This window comes from Spongiibacter tropicus DSM 19543, assembly GCF_000420325.1.
Taxonomy (GTDB): Bacteria; Pseudomonadota; Gammaproteobacteria; order Pseudomonadales; family Spongiibacteraceae; genus Spongiibacter; species Spongiibacter tropicus.
In genome coordinates this window covers 1,240,798-1,265,349 of record NZ_ATUS01000001.1, presented here as the reverse complement: position 1 = coordinate 1,265,349, position 24,552 = coordinate 1,240,798, and the positions used below count along the sequence as shown (strand labels likewise).

Annotated in this window: 22 protein-coding genes; 7 read left to right on the top strand and 15 right to left on the bottom strand. The window is 58.5% G+C overall.

Going from position 1 to position 24,552, the window contains the following annotated elements:
* Positions 1-58 precede the first annotated feature (58 nt).
* Complete coding sequence (locus G411_RS19580; RefSeq protein WP_051151297.1) at positions 59-949, top strand: DMT family transporter; 891 nt, start codon at positions 59-61, stop codon at positions 947-949.
* Here G411_RS19580 and G411_RS19575 read toward each other — a convergent pair.
* The 7 genes from G411_RS19575 to G411_RS0105945 all read right to left on the bottom strand — a co-directional run bounded on the left by G411_RS19575 (position 939) and on the right by G411_RS0105945 (position 8,969).
* Positions 939-2,678, bottom strand: a complete 1,740-nt coding sequence (locus tag G411_RS19575) for a BatD family protein (protein WP_022958267.1) — start codon at positions 2,676-2,678, stop codon at positions 939-941. The two genes, G411_RS19580 and G411_RS19575, sit on opposite strands and share 11 nt — an antisense overlap.
* On the bottom strand, positions 2,665-4,599 hold the full coding sequence (locus tag G411_RS0105970; protein WP_022958266.1) for a VWA domain-containing protein: 1,935 nt from the start codon (positions 4,597-4,599) through the stop codon (positions 2,665-2,667). Before G411_RS0105970 ends, G411_RS19575 begins: the two co-directional genes overlap by 14 nt.
* Positions 4,599-5,606 carry a VWA domain-containing protein gene (locus tag G411_RS19570; protein WP_022958265.1) on the bottom strand — a complete coding sequence of 336 codons (1,008 nt, stop codon included), beginning with the start codon at positions 5,604-5,606 and terminating at the stop codon, positions 4,599-4,601. Before G411_RS19570 ends, G411_RS0105970 begins: the two co-directional genes overlap by 1 nt.
* Positions 5,603-6,079, bottom strand: a complete 477-nt coding sequence (locus G411_RS21350; protein ID WP_022958264.1) for a DUF4381 domain-containing protein — start codon at positions 6,077-6,079, stop codon at positions 5,603-5,605. The genes G411_RS19570 and G411_RS21350 overlap by 4 nt, the downstream gene beginning before the upstream one ends.
* Positions 6,076-7,023 carry a DUF58 domain-containing protein gene (locus tag G411_RS0105955; protein WP_022958263.1) on the bottom strand — a complete coding sequence of 316 codons (948 nt, stop codon included), beginning with the start codon at positions 7,021-7,023 and terminating at the stop codon, positions 6,076-6,078. The genes G411_RS21350 and G411_RS0105955 overlap by 4 nt, the downstream gene beginning before the upstream one ends.
* Positions 7,023-7,979, bottom strand: coding sequence for an AAA family ATPase (locus G411_RS0105950; protein ID WP_022958262.1), 957 nt, complete (start codon positions 7,977-7,979; stop codon positions 7,023-7,025). The genes G411_RS0105955 and G411_RS0105950 overlap by 1 nt, the downstream gene beginning before the upstream one ends.
* A 132-nt stretch (positions 7,980-8,111) precedes the next feature.
* Positions 8,112-8,969 (bottom strand): putative RNA methyltransferase, encoded by an 858-nt coding sequence (locus G411_RS0105945; RefSeq protein WP_022958261.1) that lies wholly within the window; start codon positions 8,967-8,969, stop codon positions 8,112-8,114.
* A gap of 87 nt (positions 8,970-9,056) precedes the next feature.
* Between G411_RS0105945 and G411_RS0105940 the strand changes: the two genes are divergently transcribed.
* Complete coding sequence (locus G411_RS0105940) at positions 9,057-9,980, top strand: hypothetical protein (RefSeq protein ID WP_022958260.1); 924 nt, start codon at positions 9,057-9,059, stop codon at positions 9,978-9,980.
* 4 nt (positions 9,981-9,984) lie between these two features.
* Here the strand turns inward: G411_RS0105940 and G411_RS0105935 are convergent, their stop codons facing one another.
* The 6 genes from G411_RS0105935 to G411_RS0105910 all read right to left on the bottom strand — a co-directional run bounded on the left by G411_RS0105935 (position 9,985) and on the right by G411_RS0105910 (position 15,946).
* Positions 9,985-11,451, bottom strand: coding sequence for an AAA family ATPase (locus G411_RS0105935; RefSeq protein ID WP_022958259.1), 1,467 nt, complete (start codon positions 11,449-11,451; stop codon positions 9,985-9,987).
* A gap of 4 nt (positions 11,452-11,455) precedes the next feature.
* Positions 11,456-12,874 carry a wax ester/triacylglycerol synthase family O-acyltransferase gene (locus tag G411_RS0105930; RefSeq protein WP_022958258.1) on the bottom strand — a complete coding sequence of 473 codons (1,419 nt, stop codon included), beginning with the start codon at positions 12,872-12,874 and terminating at the stop codon, positions 11,456-11,458.
* Positions 12,875-12,898: 24 nt separating this feature from the next.
* Entirely contained in the window at positions 12,899-14,689 is a 1,791-nt protein-coding gene (locus tag G411_RS0105925) for an ABCB family ABC transporter ATP-binding protein/permease (RefSeq protein WP_022958257.1), read from the bottom strand.
* Positions 14,690-14,691: 2 nt separating this feature from the next.
* The gene (locus G411_RS0105920; protein ID WP_022958256.1) at positions 14,692-15,024 is read right to left on the bottom strand and encodes a DUF3301 domain-containing protein; all 333 of its coding nucleotides are present in this window, start codon (positions 15,022-15,024) and stop codon (positions 14,692-14,694) included.
* Positions 15,025-15,055: 31 nt separating this feature from the next.
* A complete protein-coding gene (locus tag G411_RS0105915; RefSeq protein ID WP_022958255.1) occupies positions 15,056-15,433 on the bottom strand; it encodes a PH domain-containing protein in 378 nt (125 codons plus the stop codon).
* A 69-nt stretch (positions 15,434-15,502) separates the two neighbouring features.
* On the bottom strand, positions 15,503-15,946 hold the full coding sequence (locus G411_RS0105910) for an acyl-CoA thioesterase (protein ID WP_022958254.1): 444 nt from the start codon (positions 15,944-15,946) through the stop codon (positions 15,503-15,505).
* 338 nt (positions 15,947-16,284) lie between these two features.
* Here G411_RS0105910 and G411_RS0105905 point away from each other — a divergent pair, with 338 nt between their 5' ends.
* On the top strand, positions 16,285-17,664 hold the full coding sequence (locus G411_RS0105905) for a hypothetical protein (RefSeq protein ID WP_022958253.1): 1,380 nt from the start codon (positions 16,285-16,287) through the stop codon (positions 17,662-17,664).
* A 60-nt stretch (positions 17,665-17,724) separates the two neighbouring features.
* Here G411_RS0105905 and G411_RS19560 read toward each other — a convergent pair whose 3' ends face one another.
* Positions 17,725-18,642: a histone deacetylase family protein gene (locus tag G411_RS19560; protein ID WP_037508417.1), complete on the bottom strand. Its 918-nt coding sequence runs from the start codon at positions 18,640-18,642 to the stop codon at positions 17,725-17,727.
* Between the two features lie 264 nt (positions 18,643-18,906).
* Here G411_RS19560 and G411_RS0105895 point away from each other — a divergent pair, with 264 nt between their 5' ends.
* The 3 genes from G411_RS0105895 to G411_RS0105885 all read left to right on the top strand — a co-directional run bounded on the left by G411_RS0105895 (position 18,907) and on the right by G411_RS0105885 (position 20,824).
* Entirely contained in the window at positions 18,907-19,857 is a 951-nt protein-coding gene (locus G411_RS0105895; protein WP_022958251.1) for a M23 family metallopeptidase, read from the top strand.
* A complete protein-coding gene (locus tag G411_RS19555; protein WP_022958250.1) occupies positions 19,815-20,198 on the top strand; it encodes a bactofilin family protein in 384 nt (127 codons plus the stop codon). Before G411_RS0105895 ends, G411_RS19555 begins: the two co-directional genes overlap by 43 nt.
* Positions 20,199-20,263: 65 nt before the next feature.
* Positions 20,264-20,824: a PhnA domain-containing protein gene (locus G411_RS0105885; RefSeq protein ID WP_022958249.1), complete on the top strand. Its 561-nt coding sequence runs from the start codon at positions 20,264-20,266 to the stop codon at positions 20,822-20,824.
* A gap of 55 nt (positions 20,825-20,879) precedes the next feature.
* Here the strand turns inward: G411_RS0105885 and G411_RS0105880 are convergent, their stop codons facing one another.
* Positions 20,880-21,932, bottom strand: coding sequence for a DUF4382 domain-containing protein (locus G411_RS0105880; protein ID WP_084495315.1), 1,053 nt, complete (start codon positions 21,930-21,932; stop codon positions 20,880-20,882).
* Positions 21,933-22,230: 298 nt separating this feature from the next.
* On the opposite strand from G411_RS0105880, the gene G411_RS0105875 reads away from it, so the two are divergent.
* Entirely contained in the window at positions 22,231-24,417 is a 2,187-nt protein-coding gene (locus G411_RS0105875) for a TonB-dependent receptor (RefSeq protein WP_022958247.1), read from the top strand.
* The last annotated feature ends 135 nt before the right edge of the window (positions 24,418-24,552 follow it).

Sequence of the window (24,552 nt, the reverse complement as noted above, 5' to 3'; positions counted from 1 at the left end):
TAGTGTGCCCTCGGCGCCCCGGGCGCATTTTCTTCTACTTGCGGTTGAGCAGGGCATTTTGGCGCGACTTCTATCCTCAGTTTCCGATGAACGCAAACGGCTGTTGCTGGGTGTGGGGCTGGCGCTTGTCACGGTTTTCATGACAGCGACGATCGCGGCGGTGGGGAAACACCTGTCGGGAATGGGCGTTCATGTTTCCACCATCGTGGTGGCTCAGTACGCGATCTCGTTTTTACTTACCCTGCCGGGCCTGTTGCGCAGTGGTCTGGGCAGTCTGCATACCCAGCGCCCGGCGATGCACCTGCTGCGGGGCCTGGGCGGTGTGGTGTGTTTCTATTGTTACTTCATTGCCCTGAGTAAGATTTCGCTGCTGGAAGCGACGCTGCTGCGTAACAGCGCGCCGCTGATGGTGCCACTGCTTATTTTTCTGACACTGCGTGAGCGGGTGCCAAAGCGCAGCTTACTGCCCTTGGTCGTGGGCTTTGCCGGTGTGATTTTGGTTTTGCGGCCGGGGTTTTCAGTACTGACCATTTGGCATTTGGTGGGGCTGTTTGCCGGTATCGGCCTGGCGGTGTCGATGATCTCCACCCGCCTGCTTGCCTCGACCGAGCCCGGCAGTCGCATACTGTTCTACTATTTTGCGATCTCCCTGGCAGTGAGTATTCCCTTCTTTCTCTGGCAGGGTGGCGAAGTGCCGCCTGAGGCCTATGGCTGGCTGTTGTATATGGGCGTAGTGATGTATCTCTGCTTCGTTCTTTACACTTGGGCCTACCGCCTGGTGTCCGCCTCGGCGCTGTCGCCCACCAGCTACTTCGGTGTGGTTTTCGGCGGCCTGTTGGACTGGCTGGTCTGGCACTTGGTGCCAGACCGCCTGACGGTGATCGGGATCAGTCTGGTCATTTTGGGCGGCGTACTGGTGGTCAGTGGCCGCGACTCGGCTAAGACCTGAGTGGTCGCTCGTACAGCCCGGGCAGTGGCGCGTCGGACGACCGGCGTTTGGATTCGCGGCGGCAGTTTTCCACGGCACTGAGCAGTCCTTTGCCGTCGATATCACCGCCTTCCTTGTTCCCGTATAGCGCGCGATTAAGCTGGTCGATATACGGCGCCAGCGCCTTGGCCTGTATCGCCAGCCGTGGCAGCTGGCCGCAACCCGGCTGCCAGGCATCGCCCCAATCGCTCAGGGCCTGCCGCAGCGTGGCGACATCTGCTCGCTGACTCACCGCTTTTTTCAGTGCATTGTAGGCGGCTTTTTCCCGGGCGCCGGAAGCTTGCTGGCCGGGCGTTGGGGGCTCAGGCTGACGGCTTTTGCGTCGCTGGCGAATCAGCAGGTCCAGGCAGATAAGGTTGCTCAACAGCAGGGCGCCGATAATGCCGTATAGCCAGAATAGCTGCGCGGAAGTTGCCGCGGGTATCCGTGGCGCGATTTCCGCTGCGTTATCTGCCGTCGGGGGAGCGACGACGGTGCTGGGCTGAGTCGCTTCATCCTGTATTTGCCCCGGCGCTGCGGCAATGCGCAGGGTGCGGGCAGGCAATACGGCGACCTCTGGCTGATTGGTTTCGGTATTCCACCAGGCAATGCGCAGCTCGGGCAGTGTGTAGTCACCGGGCTGGGTGGGAATCATCGCCGTGGATTCACTGCGCAGCCCGATCAGCCCGCTTTCATCGGTCGTATTCTGCAAGCCGGGCTGATCCGGGTAGAGTTTGATGCCCGGCAGATTCAGCGGGGGCAGCTTGGGAAGCTGGGCAGCCATTAGCCCTTCGGCGCGGATATCGACGCGGCGGGTAATGGACTGACCCGCCTGCAGTTGCTCTGGGGCGTCGCTCCATTCTTCGAACAGCTCAATATTCTTGGCGGGCAGCCACAGTGCACCATCGAAGCTGGCCGGTGGCGCCTGTACCTGAATTTCCATCGGCGGGCTGCGCTTGATGACGAGGCGGCCAGGGTCCAGCAGCGAGGGCCGGTAGCTTTCTACTCTCGCCTGCAAGGTGAGGGCGGGAATCGAGAGGCTGCCGCTGCGCTGGGGAAAAACGGCATAACGGCGTTCGATGACCTGATATACGCGGCCGTCCACCCGCTGCCGATAGCGGTTTTCGCCGAGTGACTCCACCAGTGCATGCTCAATTTCCGGCTGTTCCAGCGAGGCATCGAGGAAATTCACCGAGCTGAACAGTCGGACGGTGTACTCCAGTTGTTGCTGAACATACGCTCGGCGCGGGGTGATATCGGCTTCCAGCCAGACTTGTTGGTCGCTGCTGCGATTGGTGGTGCCCTGCGGCGCGCGGGTGACGGTGATCGTCAGCGGGCGGGTGCTTTTGTCGCCCATGCGGATGGCGGGGATGGTGATCTCGCCTTCGCGTTTGGGCGCCAGCGTCAGGTCCCACTGACGGCTGCTGCTGATGCTGCCGTTGATGATATTGGTGCGGCTGCTTTGCTGGCGGTTGAGAATATGAAAGTCGTTTTCCAGTGCGGCCACTTCCGGCTCTTCGCTGAATAGCATGCTGTCGGCGGTCAGACTCAGGGTCAGCGTCTCGTCCATCGACAGGCGATTGCGGTCGACGCTGGCGCGCACATTGGTATCGGCATGCAGAGCCGTACTCAATAGCGTGAGCAGAAACAGCAGACTCGCGGTAAGCCAGTGCCGCTGGGTGGTCGGGAAGGCGTTATTAGTAAGGCGCATAATTCTCGGCTTCCGGCTGTTCGCCGCGCTGACGGCGCTGCATATACTGGTATTGGAATTTGTTGCGTAGCAGTTGGTCGGCGCTGTCAGGAATATTGCGCAGCCACTGCTCCTGAGCCTGCTCTTCTTCCGAGAGGGGCTCCTGACTGCTGCCAGCGGCGGCATTGCTGTCGAGCTGTTCGTCACTGGGCTCGCTTGTCTTTTCCGCTACCGACGATTCCGTATCAATGGCTTCTTGCTGGCGGGCATGCTCCGCAGCGGCATCGCGCTGGGCCTGCTGCTGTGCCTCACTTTGCGCGTCGTCCGACGGCTCAGTGCTGTCGCGCTCGTCGGCATTGCTATCGTTCTGAGACTGGCTGGCGTCACTGTCGTCGGGCGACTTGTCGCCGTCCTGCGGCTTGCCATCCTGTTGCTGATCGCCGGGCGAGCCCTGCTGGTCGTCGGCGCCTTCCTGTGAGTCGCTGTTTTGCTTGCTCTCTGAGTCTTGAGAGTCTTGAGAGTCCTGCGCGTCGCTGCCGCCGGAATTCTGCTGGTCGCCCTGCTGTTCCTGCTGCTGCTTCAGTTGTTCCAGCAGGGCTTTGTTGGCCTTGGCATCTGCCATATTGGGGTTCCAGTCCAGCGCCTGTTGGTAGGCGTCGATGGCCTCGTCCAGTTTGCCGGCTCTGGCCAGCGCATTGCCCCGGTTGTAATGAGCATCGGCGGAGTCGCGTTGCGCAAAGGCTTGGGCAGCGGCGGCATAGTCACCAGCACGGTATAGGGCGCTGCCGCGCCACATGGGGTCTACAAACTGCGTGGCGGCAGAACCGGGATCGCTGTCGAACAACGCCGCACCGCGTTGATCTGGTGTTTTCAGGGTACTTTGCCAGTCCAGTGCATGACTGCTTTCCGGCAGGCCGACGACTGCCAGCAGTATCAGCGGCAGCACATTGCGACGGAAAGACAACAGTGCCAGCGGCAGAAGCAGCAGTACCAGCCAGACGCCACCATCGCGCCACTGTTCCATGGTTTGCTGCCGCTGGCCCTCTTCAAAATTGCGGCTGCCGCTGGCCAGGGTGCTGAGGGTCTGCTCGCTCAGTTGACTGTCGAGTTGGGCATACTGCCCTCCACTGTCGCGGCTCAGCGATTTCATCAGGCCGGTGGGCACGCTGGCCAGCACCGTCTTGCCCTGACTGTCTTTGACAAAGCCGCCTTCCGGCAGGGGGATCGGCGCGCCGCGCTCGCTGCCTACCGCTAGAATGGAGAGCGGGTATTGGCTATTGCGGGCAAAGCCCTTTAGCCCGGTTAGCTGGCTGGCCGAGAAACCGTCGCCGATTAGCAGAATATGACCGTTGGCACTGCCTCCGCGTGCCAGCAATTCTGCCGCCAGCGTCAGTCCTGCCAAAGGATTGCTGCCAGGCAGCGGCATCATGCCGGGGTGGAGAGCTGGCAGCAGGGTGCTGAGGGTGTTGCCATCGTCGGTCAGCGGCGCCACGACGAAGGCATCACCCGCGCTGGCGACCAGCGCGGTCTGGCCGTCGGCGCGCAGCCGCAGCAGGTCGCGAATCGTGTACTTGGCACGCTCCAGTCGCGAAGGCTGAACATCCTGAGCAAGCATGGAGGGCGACAGGTCCAGTACGATGACCAGTCCGGACCGGTCTTCCAGTACCGGGCTGGGCACTTTTTCCCAGCTGGGTCCCATCAGCGCCAGCCAGCAGATCAAGGCGGCCAGTGCGGCGGGCCAGAGTCGCCGGGGACGCTGTTCACTGTCGTCCAGCAGGTAGGGCAGGAGTTCGGCGTCGATATGTTGCTGCCAGCCGCGCTGTGGGCGCTGGCGGCGGGCCAGCCACAGCAGTGCCAGCAGCATTGGCAGAGCGATCCAGACCAGCTCCGGGCGCAGCCAGTGCAGTTGAGAAAGTTGTGAGAGTAACGGCAGCTCGGACATCAGGTGCTCCCTCCCGGTTTTCTCAGCAACAGGCTCAGCGTCGCAAAAAGGGCGGCAGCCAGTAGTGGCCAGTGCAGCAGCGAGCGCCGCGGGCGAATGCTTTCTGCTTCCTGCTCCACCGGTTCCAGTGCGGCAATGGCGGCGTAGGCGGCCTGTAATTCTTCTGTATCCCGTGCTCGGTAGTATTCGCCACCCGTGCGGTGAGCGATTTCTCGAAGGGTTTTTTCGTCCAGGTCTGCCGAGGGATTGACGGTACGGGCGCCCAGACGACTGCCGAACAGTCCGGGCACCTCCATCTCGGTGGCCCCGACGCCGATGGTGTAAATGCGAATACCTTCGCGGGTGGCGACCGATGCCGCTTCCAGCGGCGGCAGGGTGCTGGCGGTGTCGGCGCCATCGGTGAGCAGGATCACCACTCGGCTGTTTTCCGGGCGTTGTCGTAAGCGCTTGATGGCAAAGCCTATGGCATCGCCAATCGCGGTTTGCTTGCCGGCAAAGCCCACCTGAGCTTCGTCCATCAGCACACCGAGGGTTTGCAGATCGAAAGACAGTGGCGACTGAATATAGGCGCGACTGCCAAACAGAATCAGGCCGAGCTTGTCGCCTTGGCGCTGTTGGACAAATTCATTGACCACGGCTTTGACCACCGTCAGGCGCGGCAGGGCATTGCCCTGAATTTTCATATCCTGCTGCGCCATTGAGCCGGAAATATCAACGGCGAGCATCAGGTCGCGACCGCTGCTGGGCAGGGCCTGTGGCTCCCCGACCCACTGGGGGCGAGCGGCGGCCAACAGCAATGCCAGCCAGGCGACTGTCATCAGCCAGAGCGCGGCGCGAGAGCCGGTAATCAGCGTTGCCGTTTTTTCGCTCTGCAGCTTAAGCAGTTGCTGAAGAAAGGGGACGCGCAAGGCGGCACCGGCGCTGCGGGTCTGTCGCTTGGACAGCAGCCGGATTAGCAGTGGCAGGGGGAGAAGCAGCAATAACCAGGGCCAGTCGAGATGAATCATGTCGCCCTCCGGTGCTTGCGCAGCCACTGGCGAGCCTCGGCGATCAGCGCCTCACGGTCGTCGATTCGGCCAGCGGGTTGATATATCGCGGCTTCCATCGCCCGGATGCGACCTTCGCTGAATACCGGCCGTTTGCAATGTTGATTCAGATTGTCCTGCCAGACATCGCCACGTGAAGAGAGCCCGCTGTTGCCATAGGCGTGGTGGGCGACCCGGCGCAGCAATTGCCCCAATGCAGTGGCAAAGGCATGGTCATCGTTCAGAGTGCGGATCTGTTCCAATTCTGCCAGCGCGGCGCGCCGGTAGGCATTCTGGCTGCGATGCCGCCAGATCAGAACCCCCGCCAGCGCCAGAAGCAGTAGGGCGACCGTCAGCAGGACAAATGCGCCCCAGCCCCAAGGAAAGCTCGGCACCGGCGGCGGCAGGTGGATGTCGGCGAGTTGCGCGAGTGGATCGCTGCCTTGCGGATTCATTGCAATCGCAGCTCCCGTCCCAGTATGGCCTGCACATCGTCGCTGGTTTGCAGGCTGAGTCTGACGATACCCAGTTTGCGAAGAGTGCTGTGCAGTGTTTCCTGGCGTCGTTGGTAGTCCTGCTGGTAGCGCTGCTGAAGCTTACCATCGATATCGACGGCCAGTCGCTGACGCCCGTCGCTCAGGGCCAGATGTCCACGCAGTGGCAGCTTCGCTTCCATGGGGTCGCTGATTTCCACCGCGAGGACATCATTGTGCCGGGCCAGCAGCGCGAGTTGGCGTTCGGCGGCCTCGTCCATATCGTGAAAATCGCTGAGGATAAACACGGCGGAACCGGGACGGGTAATGCGGCGCAATTCTTCAAATACTGCTGAAAGCGCTTGCGGTGGTTCGTCGCCTGCAGACGTGAGCGCCTGTTGGTTGAAATCCGTCAGCTGCTGCAAAAAATGCAGCACGGCGCGCTGGCTGCGTCGCGGGCGGCTCTCGGCATGTTGCCGATCACTGAAGACAAAGCCGCCGACGCGGTCGTTGTGCTCCAGTGCATTCCAGGCCAGCAGCGCGGCGGTATGACAGGCCAGTACCGATTTAAAACACTGTCGGCTGCCAAAGGCCATTGATTGTCGCTGATCGACACACAGCACCACGGGCCGTTCACGTTCTTCTTCAAACAGGCGGGTGTGAGGCTGCGTGGTTCGCGCAGTAACGCGCCAGTCGATGTGTCGGATTTCATCGCCGCCCTGATAGGCGCGCAATTGCTGAAAACTCAGGCCACGCCCCTTGAACGGTGCGATATGACTGCCGCTCTGGCGAGCGTAGTGGCGATGTTGTTGGGCGAGGCGCAGCTGCCGTGCTGCCAGACGCAGGCCAATCAACTGGCGAGTCTCGATGCTGGCGCCGCGAGCGCGCCAGTCATCATTGCTGCGTTGTCGAGACGCTCGACTCATTAGCTTACCGGCACGCAGCGCAGCAGGCGATCAATAAGCTGGTCGCGGGAGACGCCTTCGGCCTCAGCGGCAAAGCTCATGATCAGCCGGTGACGGAGGACATCGTGAACTACCGCTTGCACATCGTCAGGGCTGACAAAGTCGCGGCCCTGCAGCCAGGCGTGGGCGCGGGCGCAGCGGTCCAGCGCAATGGTGGCTCGGGGACTGGCGCCAACGTCCAGCCACTCATTCAGTTCACTGTCCCACTGGCTGGGGTTACGCGTTGCGACGACCAGTTGTACCAGATACTGCTCCACAGGCTCGGCCATATGCATGGCGAGGACTTGCTGACGAGCCGCAAACAGCGTGTCCTGACTGATGATGGGGGGCGGGTTGGCGGCGCCTGTGGCTTCGGCGCGAACGCTGCGCAGGATTGCCAGCTCGGCGTCGGCATCAGGATAGTCGACATTGACGTGCAGTAAGAAGCGGTCGAGCTGCGCCTCCGGCAGCGGATATGTACCTTCCTGTTCCAGCGGGTTTTGGGTCGCCATAACCAGGAACAGTTGGGGCAGTGGGTAGCTGTGGCTGCCGACGCTGACCTGACGTTCGGCCATGGCTTCCAGCAGGGCCGACTGGACTTTTGCGGGGGCGCGGTTGATCTCATCCGCCAGCAGCAGGTTGTGAAACACCGGGCCGCGCTGAAATTCGAAAACGCCGGTTTCGGGCCGATAAATGTCGCTGCCGGTGACATCGCCGGGAAGCAGGTCGGGCGTGAACTGGATTCGCTGGAAACTGCCTTCGATGGCGTCGGACAGTGTTTTGATGGCGCGGGTCTTTGCCAGTCCGGGAGCGCCTTCTACCAGCAGGTGACCATCGGCCAGCAGGGCCAGCAGCAGACGTTCGGTAAGGGTATGTTGACCAATAATCTGGGTGTTCAACCAGTCGCGTAACTGGTTGAGCTGCTCAATCTCACTCATCGGGAATTCCCTGTTTCATTTTTTAGGCGCGTCTCCCTATGTAGTGGGGGAGCGTACCGGCGTTTTCAAGCCGTGGCCCATGACATTGCATAGACCGGCTGCGGAGAAAATGTTTCCTCAGCGGGCAAGCTTTTATGGCCCGTCGACTCGCAATAGTCGCACTACAAGGTCGGCTGTCATCGGCAGCGGGGCACTGTCCAGCAGACGCTGCTGTGCGGCCGGGCTGGCGCGGTGGTAGTGTGGCGTCATCATTAACAGCTGTTCAAGAGGCTGGCGCGTCAGTTCGTCGATAGTAAATTGCAGGCGCTGCTCATTGAGCACGGGGCCAATCGTATCAATACCTTCCTGAATAGATGGCGCCTCACTGCGGCGCAACTCCGGGTAGAGGTGCTCGCGCATTTCCAGCAGATGATCGGGGCCGGCATCCACTTGCAGATACAGCCCGCCTGGCGCCAATAGGCGAGCGAATTCACGATAGACCGGGAAACCAAAGGCGCATAGCAGCAGTTGCTGACTGTGGTCCGGTAGCGGCACTTGACGATTGCTGGCGACAATACCGTTCAGTTGGCGGTTGCGTTGCAGGCAGGCGCGCAGCGCCCACTTGGAAATATCCAGCCCAGTGGCGATAATCTCCCGCTCCGGTGTATCCAGTGCCGCGCAGAGTGCTTGCAGGTAATAGCCCTCGCCGCAGCCTGCATCCAGTATCGCAAGCGGAGCAGTCGTGTCGAGATGGTCAGTGCATAGCTGGCTGATTGCGGTGGCGATAGGGGCGTAGAAACCGCTGTCGAGAAAGGCTTTGCGGGCGGCCACCATCGCTTTGCTGTCGCCGGGATCGCGGGATTTTTTGTGCTGCACCGGCAGCAAATTAACGTAGCCCTGACGGGCAATATCAAAGCTGTGACCCTTTGGGCACTGCCAGTGGCTGGATTGCCGTTGCATGGCATCGCCGTCCAGTGGGCAGCGGAGGTCGCGTAAGGGGAGTAAAGGCATGGTGTCTCGCGGTCTGTTACAGTGCGCAGCATAACGCGACCGGGCATCAATCGGCTACGCCTGTACCATTAAGGATAATTTCGGCACATGTTTAAAAAACTTCGTCAGGAAAAACGGCAGCGACGAGCGCTGGCCGAGGCCATCGATCGTCGGGTCGAAGCGCTTACCCAGCGTTTCGAGGCCGATGCCCTGCACCGCCGGGAGTCGGGTGTGCAGCGCAATGCCCCGCGTGAACTGGTGGTGTCGCTGACCAGCTTCAGCAAGCGTATCCACGATGTGTACCTGACGATAGAAAGTCTGTTGCAGCAGTCTCACGCGCCCGATCGCATTGTGCTGTGGCTGTCGGCTGAGGAATTTGGCGAGGGAGATATCCCGGCGATTTTGCGTCGCCAGTGTGAGCGCGGCTTGGACATCGAATTTGTGGAGAAGGATCTCGGCCCGTACACCAAGTTTTTCTATGCCTTGCAGAAGTACCCAGAGGCGCTGCTGCTGACGGTGGATGACGATATTCTTTATCCGCAGGATATGGTTGACCAACTCTACCGCGCCCACCTCAATGCGCCGGACCAGATTCACTGCACCCGTGGTCACCGTATTCGTCTGGACGAAAAAGGCGAGCTACTGCCATACAAACAGTGGTGGCGTCGCAACGATGATCGCGACAGCTCACTGATGATTTTTCCTACCGGCGTCGGCGGCGTATTGTATTTCCCCGGTTGTTTTGACGACGACATTGCCAATGTTGACGCGTTTCAGCGCCTGGCGCCCAATGCCGACGATGTCTGGTTGAAGGCCATGAGTCTGAAAAAAGGCACGGTGTGCACCATGCTGGAGGGGCGCGGCGTGTGGATGCAGCGCTTCCCGGTCATCGCCGGCAGCCAGGAGGTGTCGCTGAAGCGCCGCAACAAAAGCAAGCGCAGCGGCAATGACGAGCAGATTAAAGCGGTGTTTGACGCCTACGAGCTGATGCCTGTGGTGCGCGAGGTGGCGGCCAAAGAACCGGGGTTATAGCCGCCTAATTTGCCGGAACGGCTCGCTCTTGGCACCACTGCCGCAGGGCTTGCAGATGCTCGCTCATGGTCACGGACAGCGGCACGGTATTGCCGAGTTCTCTAACAATATGCGCGGTTTGCAGTGCCTCGTCGCGGGCGCGGGCACTGTAGCCGGCAGAGACCACCGCCTGTTCGATTTCGGCGCCGGTAAACCCGTCGCTTGCCTCACTCAGTGCATCTAGTTCAAAGGCCTGGCTGTCCTGGTCGCGTTTTTCCAGGTGAATACGGAAAATCTCCCTGCGTACCTCGGCATCGGGCAGGTCGACAAAGAAGATCTCGTCGAGACGGCCTTTGCGAATCAGTTCCGGTGGCAGGCGCGAGATATCGTTGGCGGTGGCAACGACGAAGACGCCGCTCTGCTGTTCTGCCATCCAGGTCAGCAGGCTGCCCAGCACGCGCCGGGCGGTGCCGCCGTCGTGGCTGTCGCCACTGATGCCTTTTTCTATTTCATCGATCCAGAGCACACAGGGCGCCATAGTATCGGCGAGCTTTAGCGCTTCACGAACATTGCGTTCAGACTCCCCGAAGAATTTATTAAACAGCGCGCCCATATCCAGACGCAGCAGCGGCAGTCCCCATAGCCCGGCAACTGCTTTGGCGGCCAGGCTTTTGCCGCCGCCTTGCACGCCCACCAGCATCATGCCCTTGGGACAGTCGCTCTGCTTGCCGAGAAACGCATCCCGGCGCTGTTCCAGCCAGCTTTTCATTGCGCGCAGGCCGCCAACACGGGCAAAGGATTCCGTGTCGTATTCGAAGCTGAGCAGGCCGTCCATATCCAGCAGCTCAAACTTGGCTTTATTGATGGCGGGGATGTCACTGTGGGTGATGGCGCCATCCTGATAAATCGCACCTCGTGCCAGCTTGCGTACATCCTGCAGCGGCAGGCCGCGAAGATTCGCCACCAGTTTGTTGAGCGCGTCTCGGTCAGTGCGGACTTTGCGTCCCTTGTCCTTGGTGAACTGCTGAGCCTCTCTGTGCACGGCTGCCAGAAGTTTGTGGTCTTCGGGCATGGACAGTGAGAAGCGAGCGCAGAAACGTTTGAACTCTGGGGGAATGCTGAGGGCGTGGCTGATAAGAACCAGTCGCTGGCCGCTGTCCTCTGCGCGCATGGCGATTTCCTTGATGAGCCGCACGCAGCGGGGTTCATCGAGGAAGGGGTGAATATCACAGAGAGCAAACAAGCCCGCCTGCTCACTGTGGAGAATATGCTTGAGGGCCGCTTCGGGTTCGGCGGTGTGGTTCAGGCTTGCACCATGAGGCAAATCAATCCGTCGCAGACCTTCGGTGACCGACCAGGCCTGCACCGGCAGCGCCAATTGCACGCCAAGCTTGCAGAGCAGTGTGAGCGCACGCTGCTCTTCCCAAGTTTCTATCACCACGATGGGAATATGGGATTCAATGATCAGGCGCAGGTCGTGGCTGGTATTCATGGCGTTATTGGCTCAGTACCGCGTCGCGCAATTCCTGGTATGACTGGCGCAGGCAGTCCGCGTAAACATCGGGATCGGGCAGCATATCACGACAGGCAGTGAAGGAAATGGCGATGGTGCCGCGCTTGTTCTGCACGCTGCTATACACAATATGGAATAGCCCCACATTGGGTAGCAGGGGACCGAAGTTCATGCCATCGACCCGCTGGGCGCCACAGAAATACAGTTGCTCCGTTGGGCCGGGTACATTGGTGACGACCGTATTGAAGACCACCGCAGCTTCCGACAAGCCGGTGCTGGAGGCTGCGCGCAGGGCCAGTTGCAGCACCCCGCCGTGAAGAACGTCGGTCACGTCAACGGCCACCCGTGGCCCAAGGGCATCGGCGTAGGCCTTGCTTTCCAGTGAGGCTTGCTGGATAGCAATCAAGCGCTCGAGCGGGTCGGCAATGTCGCTGCACAGCGAGGAGGTCATGAAGCCGACCATGTTGCCGCTGCTGCTGGCTTCGCCGCCGCGTACATCAATCGGACAGCCTGCCACCAAGGTTTTTTCCGGCAGCTCGTCTTTGCCTTGAAGGTAGTGGCGCAGCGCACCTGACACGATAGCCAGCATGACGTCGTTAATGGTGGCGCCGGGAATCTGCTGTTTGATGGCGCGGACCTCTGCGAAGTCCATGTTGACGGAGTCGACCACCCGGTGCGGCGATAATTTACCCTGAAAACGTGAGCGCTGTTTGTCGTCCAGGCTGCGAAAGTCCTGCTCTTTTTTGCCGCGTCGAATGCGCTGCCAGGCTGGCAGCAGCTTGCCTGTCAGCTTAATGGCTTTGCCCGGCTTGCTCAGATTGTTGGTGAGCGCGGCGCGCAGCAGTTTGCCGCGCTTGAACACTTCCTCGTCGCTGCCCTCGGGTATGGGCAGGCTGCGCACCTCGGGACTCAGATCGTGCAGCAGGGGCAGGAATCGGGCGCCGGTCATGCCGTCCATTGCGGCATGATGGACCTTTATCATTACCGCAAAGCAACGCTCTGGCAGTCCCGGCACCTTGTCCAGGCCTTCAATGACATACATTTCCCAGAGCGGACGATGTATATCCAGCGGTCTCGCGTGCAGACGGGCGGCCAGAATACAAAGCTGCCGCCAGTCACCGGGCTTGGGCAGGGCCATATGGTGGATATGCCGTTCCACATCGACTTGCTCCACAGGCTCCCACCAAGGCTGGTCGACGCCCCAGGGCAATTTGCGCAGTCGCCGGTTGAAGATTGGTGAGAGCGGCGCACGCGCGTTGATCAAATCGATAATCTGTTTGAAACGCACCAGACCACCGGGGGCGGTGGACTGGTCGTAAATGCTCAGGCTGCTGATGTGCTGCGGAATGCCCGCTGCCTCAGTGTGAATGAACATGGCGTCCTGGCCGGAAAGCTGTTGCATACTGCGTCCTCTTGGCGATTTTTGTTATGCGTTGTCGTTTCGCTGTCGTTGCTGCAGGGCCCACAGGGTGGCATAGCGACCTTGCTGGGCGAGTAATTGCTGATGGCTGCCGCGCTCTACAATTTTTCCCTCATCCAGCACCAGTATCTGGTCGGCATCGACCACCGTCGACAGCCGGTGAGCGATGACCAGCATGCTGTGCTGTTTTGCGATATCGCGCATTGCCGCCAGAATGGCCTGTTCCGAGGCGCTGTCCAGCGATGAGGTGGCCTCGTCAAATACCAGTATCGGAGCGCCTTTCAACAGTGCCCGGGCGATCGCGACGCGCTGTTTCTCGCCGCCGGAGAGTTTCAGGCCGCGTTCACCGACCAGGGTGTCGGCGCCTTCGGGTAAGCGCGCCACGAAATGGTCGAGGTGGGCAAGACGGATCGCCTCGTCGACCTCGGCGTCACTGGCGTCAACGCGTCCGTAGCGGATGTTGTCGCGAATGCTCTGATTAAATAGCACCGTGTCCTGCGGGACGATACCCAGGCAATGGCGCAGGGAGGCCTGACTGACCTCGGCAATGTTCTGTCCGTCGATGGTGATTTGGCCGCTGCCAACATCGTAAAACCGGAACAACAGTTTAAGCAGCGTGGATTTTCCCGCACCGCTGCCGCCGACGATGGCGAGTTTCTGGCGGGGCGGCAGTGCAAAGCTGATCTCACTGAGAATTTGCCGGTCGGCGTGGTAGGCGAAGCTGACCTGTTCGAAAACCAACTCACCCCGATGGATTTTCAAGTCCGGTGCTTCGGCATGATCGCTGACGGTGGCGCGTTGGCGCAGCAGGCCAAACATGGCTTCGATGTTAGCCATGGAGCCTTTCATTTCACGGTAGACAAAACCGAGAAAATTGAGTGGCATGAAAATCTGCATCATAAAGGCGTTAATCAGGACAAAGTCACCCAGGCTCATTGCACCGCTCAGCGTATGGTGGGCGGCCAGCAGCATGGCGGCGGTCATGGAGACGGCGATGATCAGTGCCTGTCCGCCGTTCAGGGCAAATAAACTGAGGCGATTCTGGCGTCGGGCCTGCTCCCACTGCGCCAGCTCCTGGTCGTAGCAGCGGGCCTCGTACTCTTCGTTGCCGAAGTATTTTACCGTTTCAAAATTCAGCAGGCTGTCGACCGCACGACTGCTGCTGCGCGATTCGGCAGCGTTGGCGCGGCGGATGAAGCCGGTGCGCCACTCGGTGGCGAACACGGAAAACAGCACATATCCCAGTACCGCCAGAAACACGATCAAGGCGTAGTAGACACTGTACTTCCAGCCCAGCAGTACCAGCACCATGCCGATTTCGATGAAGGTGGGGACGATATTGAAGACCATGAAGCGCAGCAGAAAACTGATGCCGTTGGTGCCGCGCTCGATATCGCGCGACAGGCCGCCGGTGCGGCGATTGAGGTGAAAGTCCAGATCGAGCTGATGCAGGTGGCGAAAGACGGTCAGGCCGATCTCCCGCATTGCCCGCTCGGTGACGCGGCCGAACAAGGTGTCGCGCAGTTCGCCAAACAGCACATTGGCAAAGCGCAGACCGCCGTAGGCCAGTAGCAGGGCAATTGGCACCAAGGTGAGTGCACTGGCGCCGCTGGTATCCAGATAATCGACGATTTTTTTCAGCGCAAAGGGGAGACCGACGCTGGCCAGTTTGGCGGCGATCAGGCAGAGCAGAGCAAGACTGATTCGCGGCAGGTGCGGTCGGAGGTAGGGAAGCAGTTCCAGCAGCGTTCGGCTGTTGACGGCTTGCTGCTCGTTATAGGGCGTATTGCCGTGCATGGTCAGTGAAGCCTGTCTTCGGGCATTCGGTGGGCCTGGAGCTGGATAGTTTCTATTGTGTTGCCGAGGGTGATGATTCTGCCTTGGTAACGCTCGTCGCCCTGTGCGCTGAATTCAAAGTGATAGCGGCGCCACCAAGACAACTGCCCCTGCGAGTTGCGTTTAAGCCAGAGTGCGCGAAGCGCGATATTGTCATCCAGCAGCTGTAATTGCTGCGTTTTGAGGTAGTTTTCTACCGCGCGCTTGCTGCGTTCTTTCACGCCCTGTGATTGCCAGATGTGATAGCAGCACACGCAGAGCAGCGCGAGGAATGCCAGATCAGCGAGCGACAACATCGGCGTTACAGTGGCGGACTATGGTTGGCACTCAGGCTTGATCCTGGCGGGCCTTGACCAGCTCCCTGAAAACCTCGGGACGAGGCATGCCGTCGACCTGAATTTCCGGGGTGTCGCCCGCCGTGAAAATACTGAGTGTGCCAACGCCGAGCAGGCGGTTCATCAGGCTTTGGCTGATTTTGACGGTGCGGATGCTGCTGGTGTTGAGTTCCGTGCGGTCCTTGCTGAGCAGCCCCTGTTCGAGAATGATTTCGTCCCCATTGATTTCCAGTTTGGTGCTGCGGCACTTGAGGTACCAGACCACTAGAATAATCACGCCAATCACCACGGGAATCAGTAGCAGGCTGAGAATGAATCCGAAGGGTTTGTTGCGAAACATCGAGGGGTGTTCAGCGTAGTTCTGGCTCACTGCAGGGCTCTCTGTTATTGGCTGATGCCTGCATTCTACACATTCTTGCTGATCCGGGCATGTCGGCCTTCAGGGATCGATAACCGCCGCACCGTATTGGGCATTAAATACCTCGGGCATACGCCGCGCTTTGCCGCTGCTCAGGCGTATACATACCAGTTGCCAGCGGGCACGCAGCAGAATCTGACCGTCGTCGACCCTGCGTAACTGGAAGCGGCGCTCCATGGTCAGGCGCTGGTCGCTGCCGGTCAGCCAGGTCGCCATTTCACAGCGCTGGCCGAGAAAGGCTGCGCCAATATAATCGTAGTCGGCGCGGCGGATCACCATGGCGGCGTCCAGTTCGCGGTAATCGTCCAGGTTCAAGCCCAGCGCCAGTGAGTGCGCCCAGCCCGCGTCCTGACACCAATTAACGTAGACCGCATTGTTAACGTGGCCGAGGCCGTCGATGTGTTCTTGCTGAATGGCCACCGGGTAGACAAACGGCGACGGATAGTCCCAATCCTGTACTGTCAAAATTCATCCTCACACTCAATGGAACCGCAGTGTAACGAGTCTCCCGAAAGGGTCAATTGATTGTGGTGCGACGTTAATTGCCTACTGGTGGTGCGTTGTGACGCAAGACGGCGAGGAGAATCTGTGGGATGTGATGTATGTCACGAAAATGTCATGGTCGCGCCTTAGTCATTTCGGTTTTCCCTTAGTTCGCCTAATTCCCACTGCTGGTTCAATGTTCAGCACATGCCGACTCAGAAGGGAAATAAGCGCTGCAGGCGCGCAGGCATGGTCGTAGACGGTCTGGGTTGTTCACCTTCACCGCCAACGTACCCCTAATATGCAAACGGAGTGACACCATGTTCAGACTGAATAACTACAATTTTGGTCGTTCAGCCCTACTCGGGCTGGGCGCGGGACTTCTGTTGACTGCCTGCGGTGGCGGTGGCGGTGGTGGCGGTAGCAGCAGTGGCGGCGGTGAAAGTGCGGCCTATCAGGGCGTCGCTGGGCCTCTCGATGCGGTGCAAGAGCCGCTGTCTACACAAGTACTGACACCGCTGAGTGAAGCCGCTGCGGGCACGCCTCTTGAAGGTGCCGTGAGCTGTGTTGATCAGGTGGTGGTGCAGGACACCATCGACGTACTGGACAGTATTCTGGGTGCGGTGGATCCGACGTCCATGAATGATCCTCAAGTGGCATTTGCTGCCGCTGCTGAGAATATTCAGGCGGCCGTTAATGAGCTGCTGGCCGACTTGCCTGTGCTGCTGACCTCTCTGGCAGGCCAGGGCGATTGCACGGGTACTGGCGGTGGTGCTTCCGATGGCAGCAACCCGTTGGCTGGTACGCCGCTGGCTCCGCTGGGTGATGCCCTTGCTCCGCTGTTTGCTGCCGGTAGTGGTTTCGGCGGTGGATTTGGTGGCGAAGGCGGCCAAACACTGGACCTGACTGCGCTCCAAGCCCTCACAGATCAACTCTCAGCGGCGTTTAACGACGGCTTGAGCAACTTGCCTGCTGAAGTGGCTGATGCCCCGGTGCTGGGTGGCTTGCTGGTGACACTGCAAACCACATTCAATGATTTGAACACGACAGTCGCGGCACTGGATGACGGTGACGGCGCGGCAACCGCAGGCGCGATTGCCGGTACATTGGATAACCTGCTGAGCAATCTGTTGATCAATGTGGTACCGGTTGGCTTTATTGAAGAGCAAGCCGGTCAGGGCGGCGTATTCAGCAGCCAGATCGAAGCGGGTATTGCGGCGATCACCGAGCAGCTGGGCAGTGGTTTGGGTGCGGTACTCGATCCTGCCTTTGACGCACTCTTTGGCTCGGCGACCGAGCAATTGATCGGTGGTTTGAACATGTTGCTGACGCCGATTGGTGAGGCTATTACTGGTGGCCTGAGTTCAGGTGGCGGCAGTGGTGCCGGCCCGACTGGCACACCTCTGGACATCCTGCTGGCCCCGCTGCAAGGCGTTGCTGAAGCGCTGACCGGCGGCCTCGGTGGCGGCGGTGGTGAAGGCGGTCTGACGGGCACTCCGCTGGATTTGATCCTGGACCCCATCGCTGACCTGCTGCAAGGCGGTGCTGGTAGCTGTCCTCTGGCCGATACCCCCCTGTCATCGCTGTGTGACCTGGTGAGCGAGTTCGAAAATCAGGTGGCGTCTGGTGGCGGTGGTGATCTGCTGGGTACATTGACTGGCGTTATTGAGTCTGTACTCGGTCTGCTGATTCCCGGCTGATCGACACGTCCCTCACGATAAAAGGCGGCCTTTGGGCCGCCTTTTTTATTTATCCCATGTTTAGCCCAGTTTCGCGTAGCAGCGCTGGGCTTCTTCGACAACAATGGCGTGGCGCGCCGCCAGCGCGAGGCGATTGTCGTCATAGCCGCCGCCAATGACGGTTGCAACGGGGATGCCTGCGGCCGCGCACTGCGTTAATACATACCGGTCGCGCTGGCGAATACCACCCTCGCTGACATTCAGCAATCCGAGAGGATCTCCGGTATAGATGTCTACGCCGGCATCGTAGAGCACAATCTCAGGCTTGGCGGCCGCCATCGCTTGAGCGAGCCCTTCGGCGAGTATTTCCAGATAGCGGTCATCCTCGACGCCCTTGGGGATATTGATGTCGAGATCACTCTCGGCTTTTCGAACGGGAAAATTTTTCTCGCAGTGCAGTGAACAGGTGTAAGCACCGGGGGTATCGCGAAGAATGGTCGCCGTACCATCGCCCTGGTGGACATCGCAGTCGAACACCAGTAAGCGTGATACCTGCCCTGAAGACAGCAAGGTGCTGGCCGCGACGGCCAGATCATTAAAAACGCAGAAGCCCGAGCCAAAGTCATAGTGTGCGTGATGCGTTCCGCCGGCGAGGTGGCAGGCAATACCGTGACGCAGAGCCAGCTGAGCCGTCAGCAGCGTGCCATTGGGGGATATCCAGCTTCGTTTTATCAGCCCCTCACTCCACGGTAGCCCCAAGCGTCGGGCGGCTTTGGGGTCGAGACGGTTTTCGCTGACGGCGGTGATGTAGTCAGGGCAATGCGCCTGGGCGAGGACATCGGCTCTGGCCCGGCCGGGGCGGAACAGGTTTGTCTCTGTCAGCAAAGAGCGTTCGCTCAAATATTGGTTAAGGAGCCCGAATTTCTCCATGGGGAAGCGGTGTCGCCGCTCAAAGGGGTAACTGTAAGCGGGATTGCTGACCATAGGGGGCAATCGCATCGTGGTGATTCTCCTGCTGGGGACTGCTCTTTTGCTGTGCGCTGGCTGCGACGATGTCTCAATGAAGGGCATTGTTCCGGGGTGGCCTGTGAGCCCTTGAGGCCGTAAAGATTGTATCGACCGCCTTGCCTTGTATAGTATCGCGATAATTAATTCGACATTGCCGGTATGTACTCCCGTTGTGCGGGCGGTTACGCCCTGACGACAACGGTACATTTTCTGCATAGTCGGCAATCATAACAGGCACGGCAGCACGGTTGGTTTATGCGCGATCACTACCGCATTACGATTACAAGCTTCGAGGGATCGCGGCACTACACCCTGACACAGCTCGCACGGCGTTTTCTCGCCGGTATTGCCGGTCTGCTGGCCTTGCTGTTTCTCGGTGGCTTCCTTTCTATCTACCTGTTGAGCGGCAAATTGGATTCGCTAAATGGCGAATTGGCGGATCTCCGCAGCCTGCAGGATGCGATCAAAAGTGAAAATATTGCGCTGCTGGCAGAGCAGGAGCGCCTGCAGTCCTCGGTTGAGGAAAAAGTGACCGCGCTGGCGGTGATGGGTGAAGAGCTGGACAGCATTGAAGTGATGATTGGCCTGAAGCCTGCACCGGAAGAGGCGCTGTATGAGCGGCTGGATACGGCAACGCAAACCATACAGGAAAAGCGCTACATGCTGACGGCGATTCCAAGTGGCTATCCGCTGGAGGACGCGTCGGTGACCAGCCACTTTGGAATGCGCAAGCACCCTGTGTTGGGGAAAAATATTCTGCACGGTGGCGCTGATCTACGTGCCGACATCGGGACTCCGGTTTATGCCACGGCCGATGGGGTGGTGGAATGGTCCGGTATGCATGACAGTGGTTTGGGGCGGATGGTAAAGCTCAGCCACAATTTTGGCTTTTCTACCTTGTATGGTCATTTAAGTAAAACGCTGGTCAATGCTGGCGATTACGTTCGTCAAGGTGATGTGATTGCCTATAGCGGTAACACCGGCCTGTCCAGCGGGCCACATTTGCACTACGAAGTTCGGCACTTGTATCGGCGTCTGTCTCCGGGGCCGTTTATGGAGTGGTCTCTCGAAAATTACGATGTGTTGTTTACGCGCGAGGAACGGATTAAATGGGATTCACTGGCAAAAACACTAAGAAAGCAGACGGCGCTGCCCGAACGACGGTGGTCGCAGCTGGTACCGAACTTGTCGGCGACATCAAGCTGAAAGACAACTTTCATCTGGACGGCAAAATGGATGGATCGCTGGTCTCGCAGGGGGATGTCGCCATCGGTCGCAGTGGTCGCTTTAAAGGCGATGTTCAGGCCAAGCGTGTACTGGTCAGCGGCGTGCTGGACGGTAAAGTCGATGCGGACCGCCTGGAGATTGTCGCGTCGGGGCAGGTGAGTGGCGAGATTAAAGTGCGGGAGCTGGTGATTGAGTCAGGTGGCCAGTTTGTCGGCGCCAGCCAGGTGAAAAAACATGATGCGCCCCAGTTGAAGCAAGTCGGAGGCAAGGCCGAGACTGAAGCAGAAACCGAGCCGGCCTCGAATCCTGCCACCGTTTGATTTGCGAGAATGCCCCGCGGCGGTGCCCTGGTCGTTTATAATGCCGGTTTTGCCAGGAGGGCAGTATGGCAATCGATCAGCAACTCCAAGCGCGCAGTCAGGGGCAGTGTGAACTGTGTGGCGCCAGTGAGCCATTACAGGCATACGGGGTAGATGGCGGTGCAGCGGCGGCTGACGTCGCGCTGTGTGAGACCTGCTACGGGCAGGTGACTGAGGCGCAAGCACTGGAGACGGCGCGCTGGCACTGCTTGAGCCAGAGTGTCTGGAGTCCCGAACCGGCGGTACAAGTGCTGTCTTACCGCATGCTCAAGCGGCTGGCCGGTGAACCTTGGGCTCAGGATACGCTGGATATTGTGTTCCTCGATGAAGAGCTTAAAGCCTGGGCCGATGCGGGCAGTGCCGACGGCGATGTGGAGCCTACGTTGGACGCAAACGGCGCAGCTTTACAGGCTGGCGATACGGTGACGCTAATCAAAGACCTGAACGTGAAGGGCACCAGTTTTACAGCCAAGCGTGGAACTGCCGTGCGTAATATCTCCCTGAGTGATAACCCCGAGCATATTGAAGGTCGTGTCAACGGCACGCGTATTGTGATTATCAGCAAATACGTGAAAAAGTCTGGCTAACTTCGATGGGAGTGACGAGGCAGCGGCCATCGCCACTGCCTCGGTAGCTATCTGCTTATGCAGGATTTTGCTCAGACTCGGGCAATTGCTCAACCGTCTCCTGCAGTTCCTCCTCGATCGGCGCCGCAGGTGCTTCGGTAAACGAGACCTCGCTGGTTTCGCCGGCTATCACGTCGACCGCAATCACTTCAGTGAATGCGATATCGTCATCACTCTCAGGAGCGTCGTTGCCGGGTTCACAGGTATAGGCAACGCTGTACCCTTCCTCGGTCTCGGCCACAAAGCCAATGGTGAAGCGGTATTCGCCGCTGTCATTCTGCAGCACTTCAGCGCTGGCAATCGGGCGGTTGGCTGATTCATCCCCAGTGCCATTGCCTTCCGGATCATAATAATCGTCGGGCGTTTGCTCTGCAGCGTTCAGGTCGCCGTCGTAAAGATACACACTGCCATTGCCGTCAATGGGTGAGCAGTTCGGGTCATTGAGGACACTTTCTGCGACAGAGCCGCTAATGGTGCCGACTTCTATATTGTTCAGCAGTCGCATCGCCGGGCGAAGCAGGTAATGGTCTGCATTAGCAGGCTTGGTCAGGCCCTTGCGCAAGACGAAATCTATGGTGAAATCGCTGCGACTCCCCGCCGCTACGGTGAAGCCGGTATTGAGTTGGAGGAAGCGAGGCTGGCCGTTTGCGTTGCCATTTTGCTGGCCGGGGATGAACAGGTCGGTTTCATTGCCCAGTTCCGGGGTGACGCTGGAATTGGGAATCCCGCCATCCACATAAACACGCAGCCATTGATAGTCGCCCGGGGGAACGTCTACACCTTCCAAAATCGGTTCGGCATCGTTGCCGGTCAGGGCGAGCAGGTTGTCAATGGTTACGGGCTCGTCGAACTCGTAGCTGAGCACGTCACCATCTGCGGGCTTCAGATCAATGCGGCTGAAGGTGACTTTGACGATCTCCACATCGTCGACCGGTGCATCGGTCACGGAAAAACTGGTTGATCCACTGCCGCTGCTGCCGCCGGACGAACCTCCGCAGGCGCTTAACAGCGCGGTGCTGCCGATCACCAGCGCAAGTGCTTTCATTGTGAAGTTCGGTGTCTTTGACATGATGTTTGCCTCTTCTTATTACTCGGTACTAGAGGCGTCCGTGCTTGGCGTTGTGCCTTGTAAGCGCTTTCCCTGTGACGAAGCGGTATACGACCACTTATGCACAGTGTAGGCAGGGGGCTTGGCGAATAGTTCGGATAAATATTTGCCGCATCCCGAGTTTGGGAACTGGCGCACATGGACAGTGCCTGTCATATCGCCGCACTTTTTTCGAAATTCGCTTGCGTTTTGACGGATTTATGCCACGCTGATTTTGCCGTTTACAACTATAAGATAAGCGCAACGGGAGAAAATAACCATGCGAAACAAACCCCTGGTAACCGCCATTCGACTGCTATCTGCCGTGGCTGCGGGCTCGATGTTGAGTTTGCCTGCAATCGCCCAGAACAAGTCGGTCTTATTGGAAGAGGTTCTCGTTACCGGTACCAAAAAAGCGGAGGCTGAAAAGCTTCAAGATGTGCCCATAGCGGCTACTGCATTCGGTGAAGATCAATTAGAGGCCCTTTTTGTGAGGGACTTGCAGAGCTTGTCTTACACCATGCCAAACGTCTCGATGGACGATGTTGGTACGGCCAAAGGGGTGGCTAATTTCTCGTTCCGTGGGCTGGGTGTAAACAGCTCGATCCCCAGTATCGACCCTACCGTGGGTGTGTTCATTGACGGTGTATATCAAGGCACGAATTCCGGTGTCGTCTTCGACCAGTTCGATATGGAAGGTATCGAGGTGCTGCGTGGCCCGCAGGGCATTCTGTTCGGGCGAAATGTAACAGGTGGTGCGGTTCTGGTGCGTACTACTGATCCGACGGAAGAGTTCAGGCTGAAAGCGCGGGCGTCTATCGAATCGGGTAATAATCGCTATATCTCTCTTTCAACCTCGGGGTCTCTCGTTGAAGGCAAACTGCTGGGTAAATTCGCGGTGTACTTCAATAAAGACGGTGGCTATTTCGAAAACCGGGCTAACGACAATGATGACTTCGGCGAATCCTATATGCGCATCGTCCGAGGTGGCCTGACTTATTTGCATGCCGGTGATGCCAATGCAGAAACCACGCTCAAGTACGAACAAAGCAGTGGTGATGGCGACGGGCCTGCAGGGCAAAACCATGCCTTGTTTGATCGCGATACTTTCGATTTTGCTATTGATGAAGAGGGCAGTTACACCATTGAGTGGGATCGACTCTCGTTGGAGCATGTTCGCGATGTTGGCGAGGGGCGCCTGACGAATATCTTTGGTTGGAAAGACCTGAATACCTATGCGGTGTCGGACATCGATGCTTTACCTGTGCCTGGGTTCCATGCTGCTACGTACATGGAGGCGGAGCAGTTCAGTAATGAGCTTCGTTACAATATCGTTCTCAATGATCGTTATGACGTAACTGCAGGTCTTTATTACTTCAGGCAAGACTTGCTCTATATCGAGAGACGAATTTTGAGCGGTGGTCTGGTAGACACCACTGGCGGTGGTGACCAAGTAACAAACACCTATGGCGCATTTACGGCTCTTGACTACAGACTCAAAGATAATTTGTCTTTGCTGGTAGGGTTGCGCTACACGAAAGAGAAAAAGGACGCCAAGATCGCCAGCATCACAACACCTCCAAGTCCGATCTTGAATGGGTGTAATGCCGACCGACGAGAATGTACGTCGTATGATTTCACCGATGAAGAAACGTGGAGCAATGTCTCTCCCAAAATAGGTATACAGTGGTATCCGTTTGAGGCGACGCAGGTTTACGCAAGTTATAGCCAAGGTTTTCGCTCTGGTGGTTACAATCAGCGAAATACTTTGCCGACTGCCAGTCCCGGACCTTTCGATGAAGAGAAACAAGACTCTCTTGAGCTGGGTGTGAAAGTGGATGCCTTTGACGGGCGGTTACGGATCAACGCAGCTGTATTCCAGAATGAAATAAAAGATATGCAGCGGGAAGTAAACTTCGCGTCTGCCACCTCAGGGGTTGCACAAGTGATTGTGAACTCTGCCGATGCAACAATTACCGGGGCGGAGTTTGAACTCCTCGCAGGTCTCGGTGACCATTTCGTTCTGTCTATGAACGCCGGCTACCTTGATGGAGATTACGATAAGGTTCTTCAGGACTTGAATCGAGATGGGGTGGTTGATGGGAAAGACAAAAGCCTTGCACTTCCCCGGTTGGCACAGTGGACATATGGCACCAGCTTGACGTGGCAGTACGACGTTAATGACGGCGATATGATTAGCGCGCGGGTTGGCTACAATCATCGTGACCCCTCTGCCTATACCGATGATAACCTGGGTGTGCTGAATTCCGCCGATATGGTTGATGCCGCAATCAGCTATAACACCAAAGGCGGGTTTACTTACACGATCTTCGGGAAGAATCTAAAAGACGAAGTGACCCACGGGAATGACACTCAGTTGCCAGCCGCTTTCGGTGGTCCTGGGGCGTCTTTCGCGCCACTTAACAAAGGCGTGGTGTACGGCGCGGAAATTAAATACAGCTTCTAGGAGTTCTCCTGTTGGCAGTGCTCCATGCATGCCGACCTTCGGGTCGGCTTTTTTTTGGTTCAAGATATTGGCTGTCGCTTTTTAGACATGGAAATGTCGCCATTTAGCTGGTGAATTTTGCTCTTTGCTGTGCTG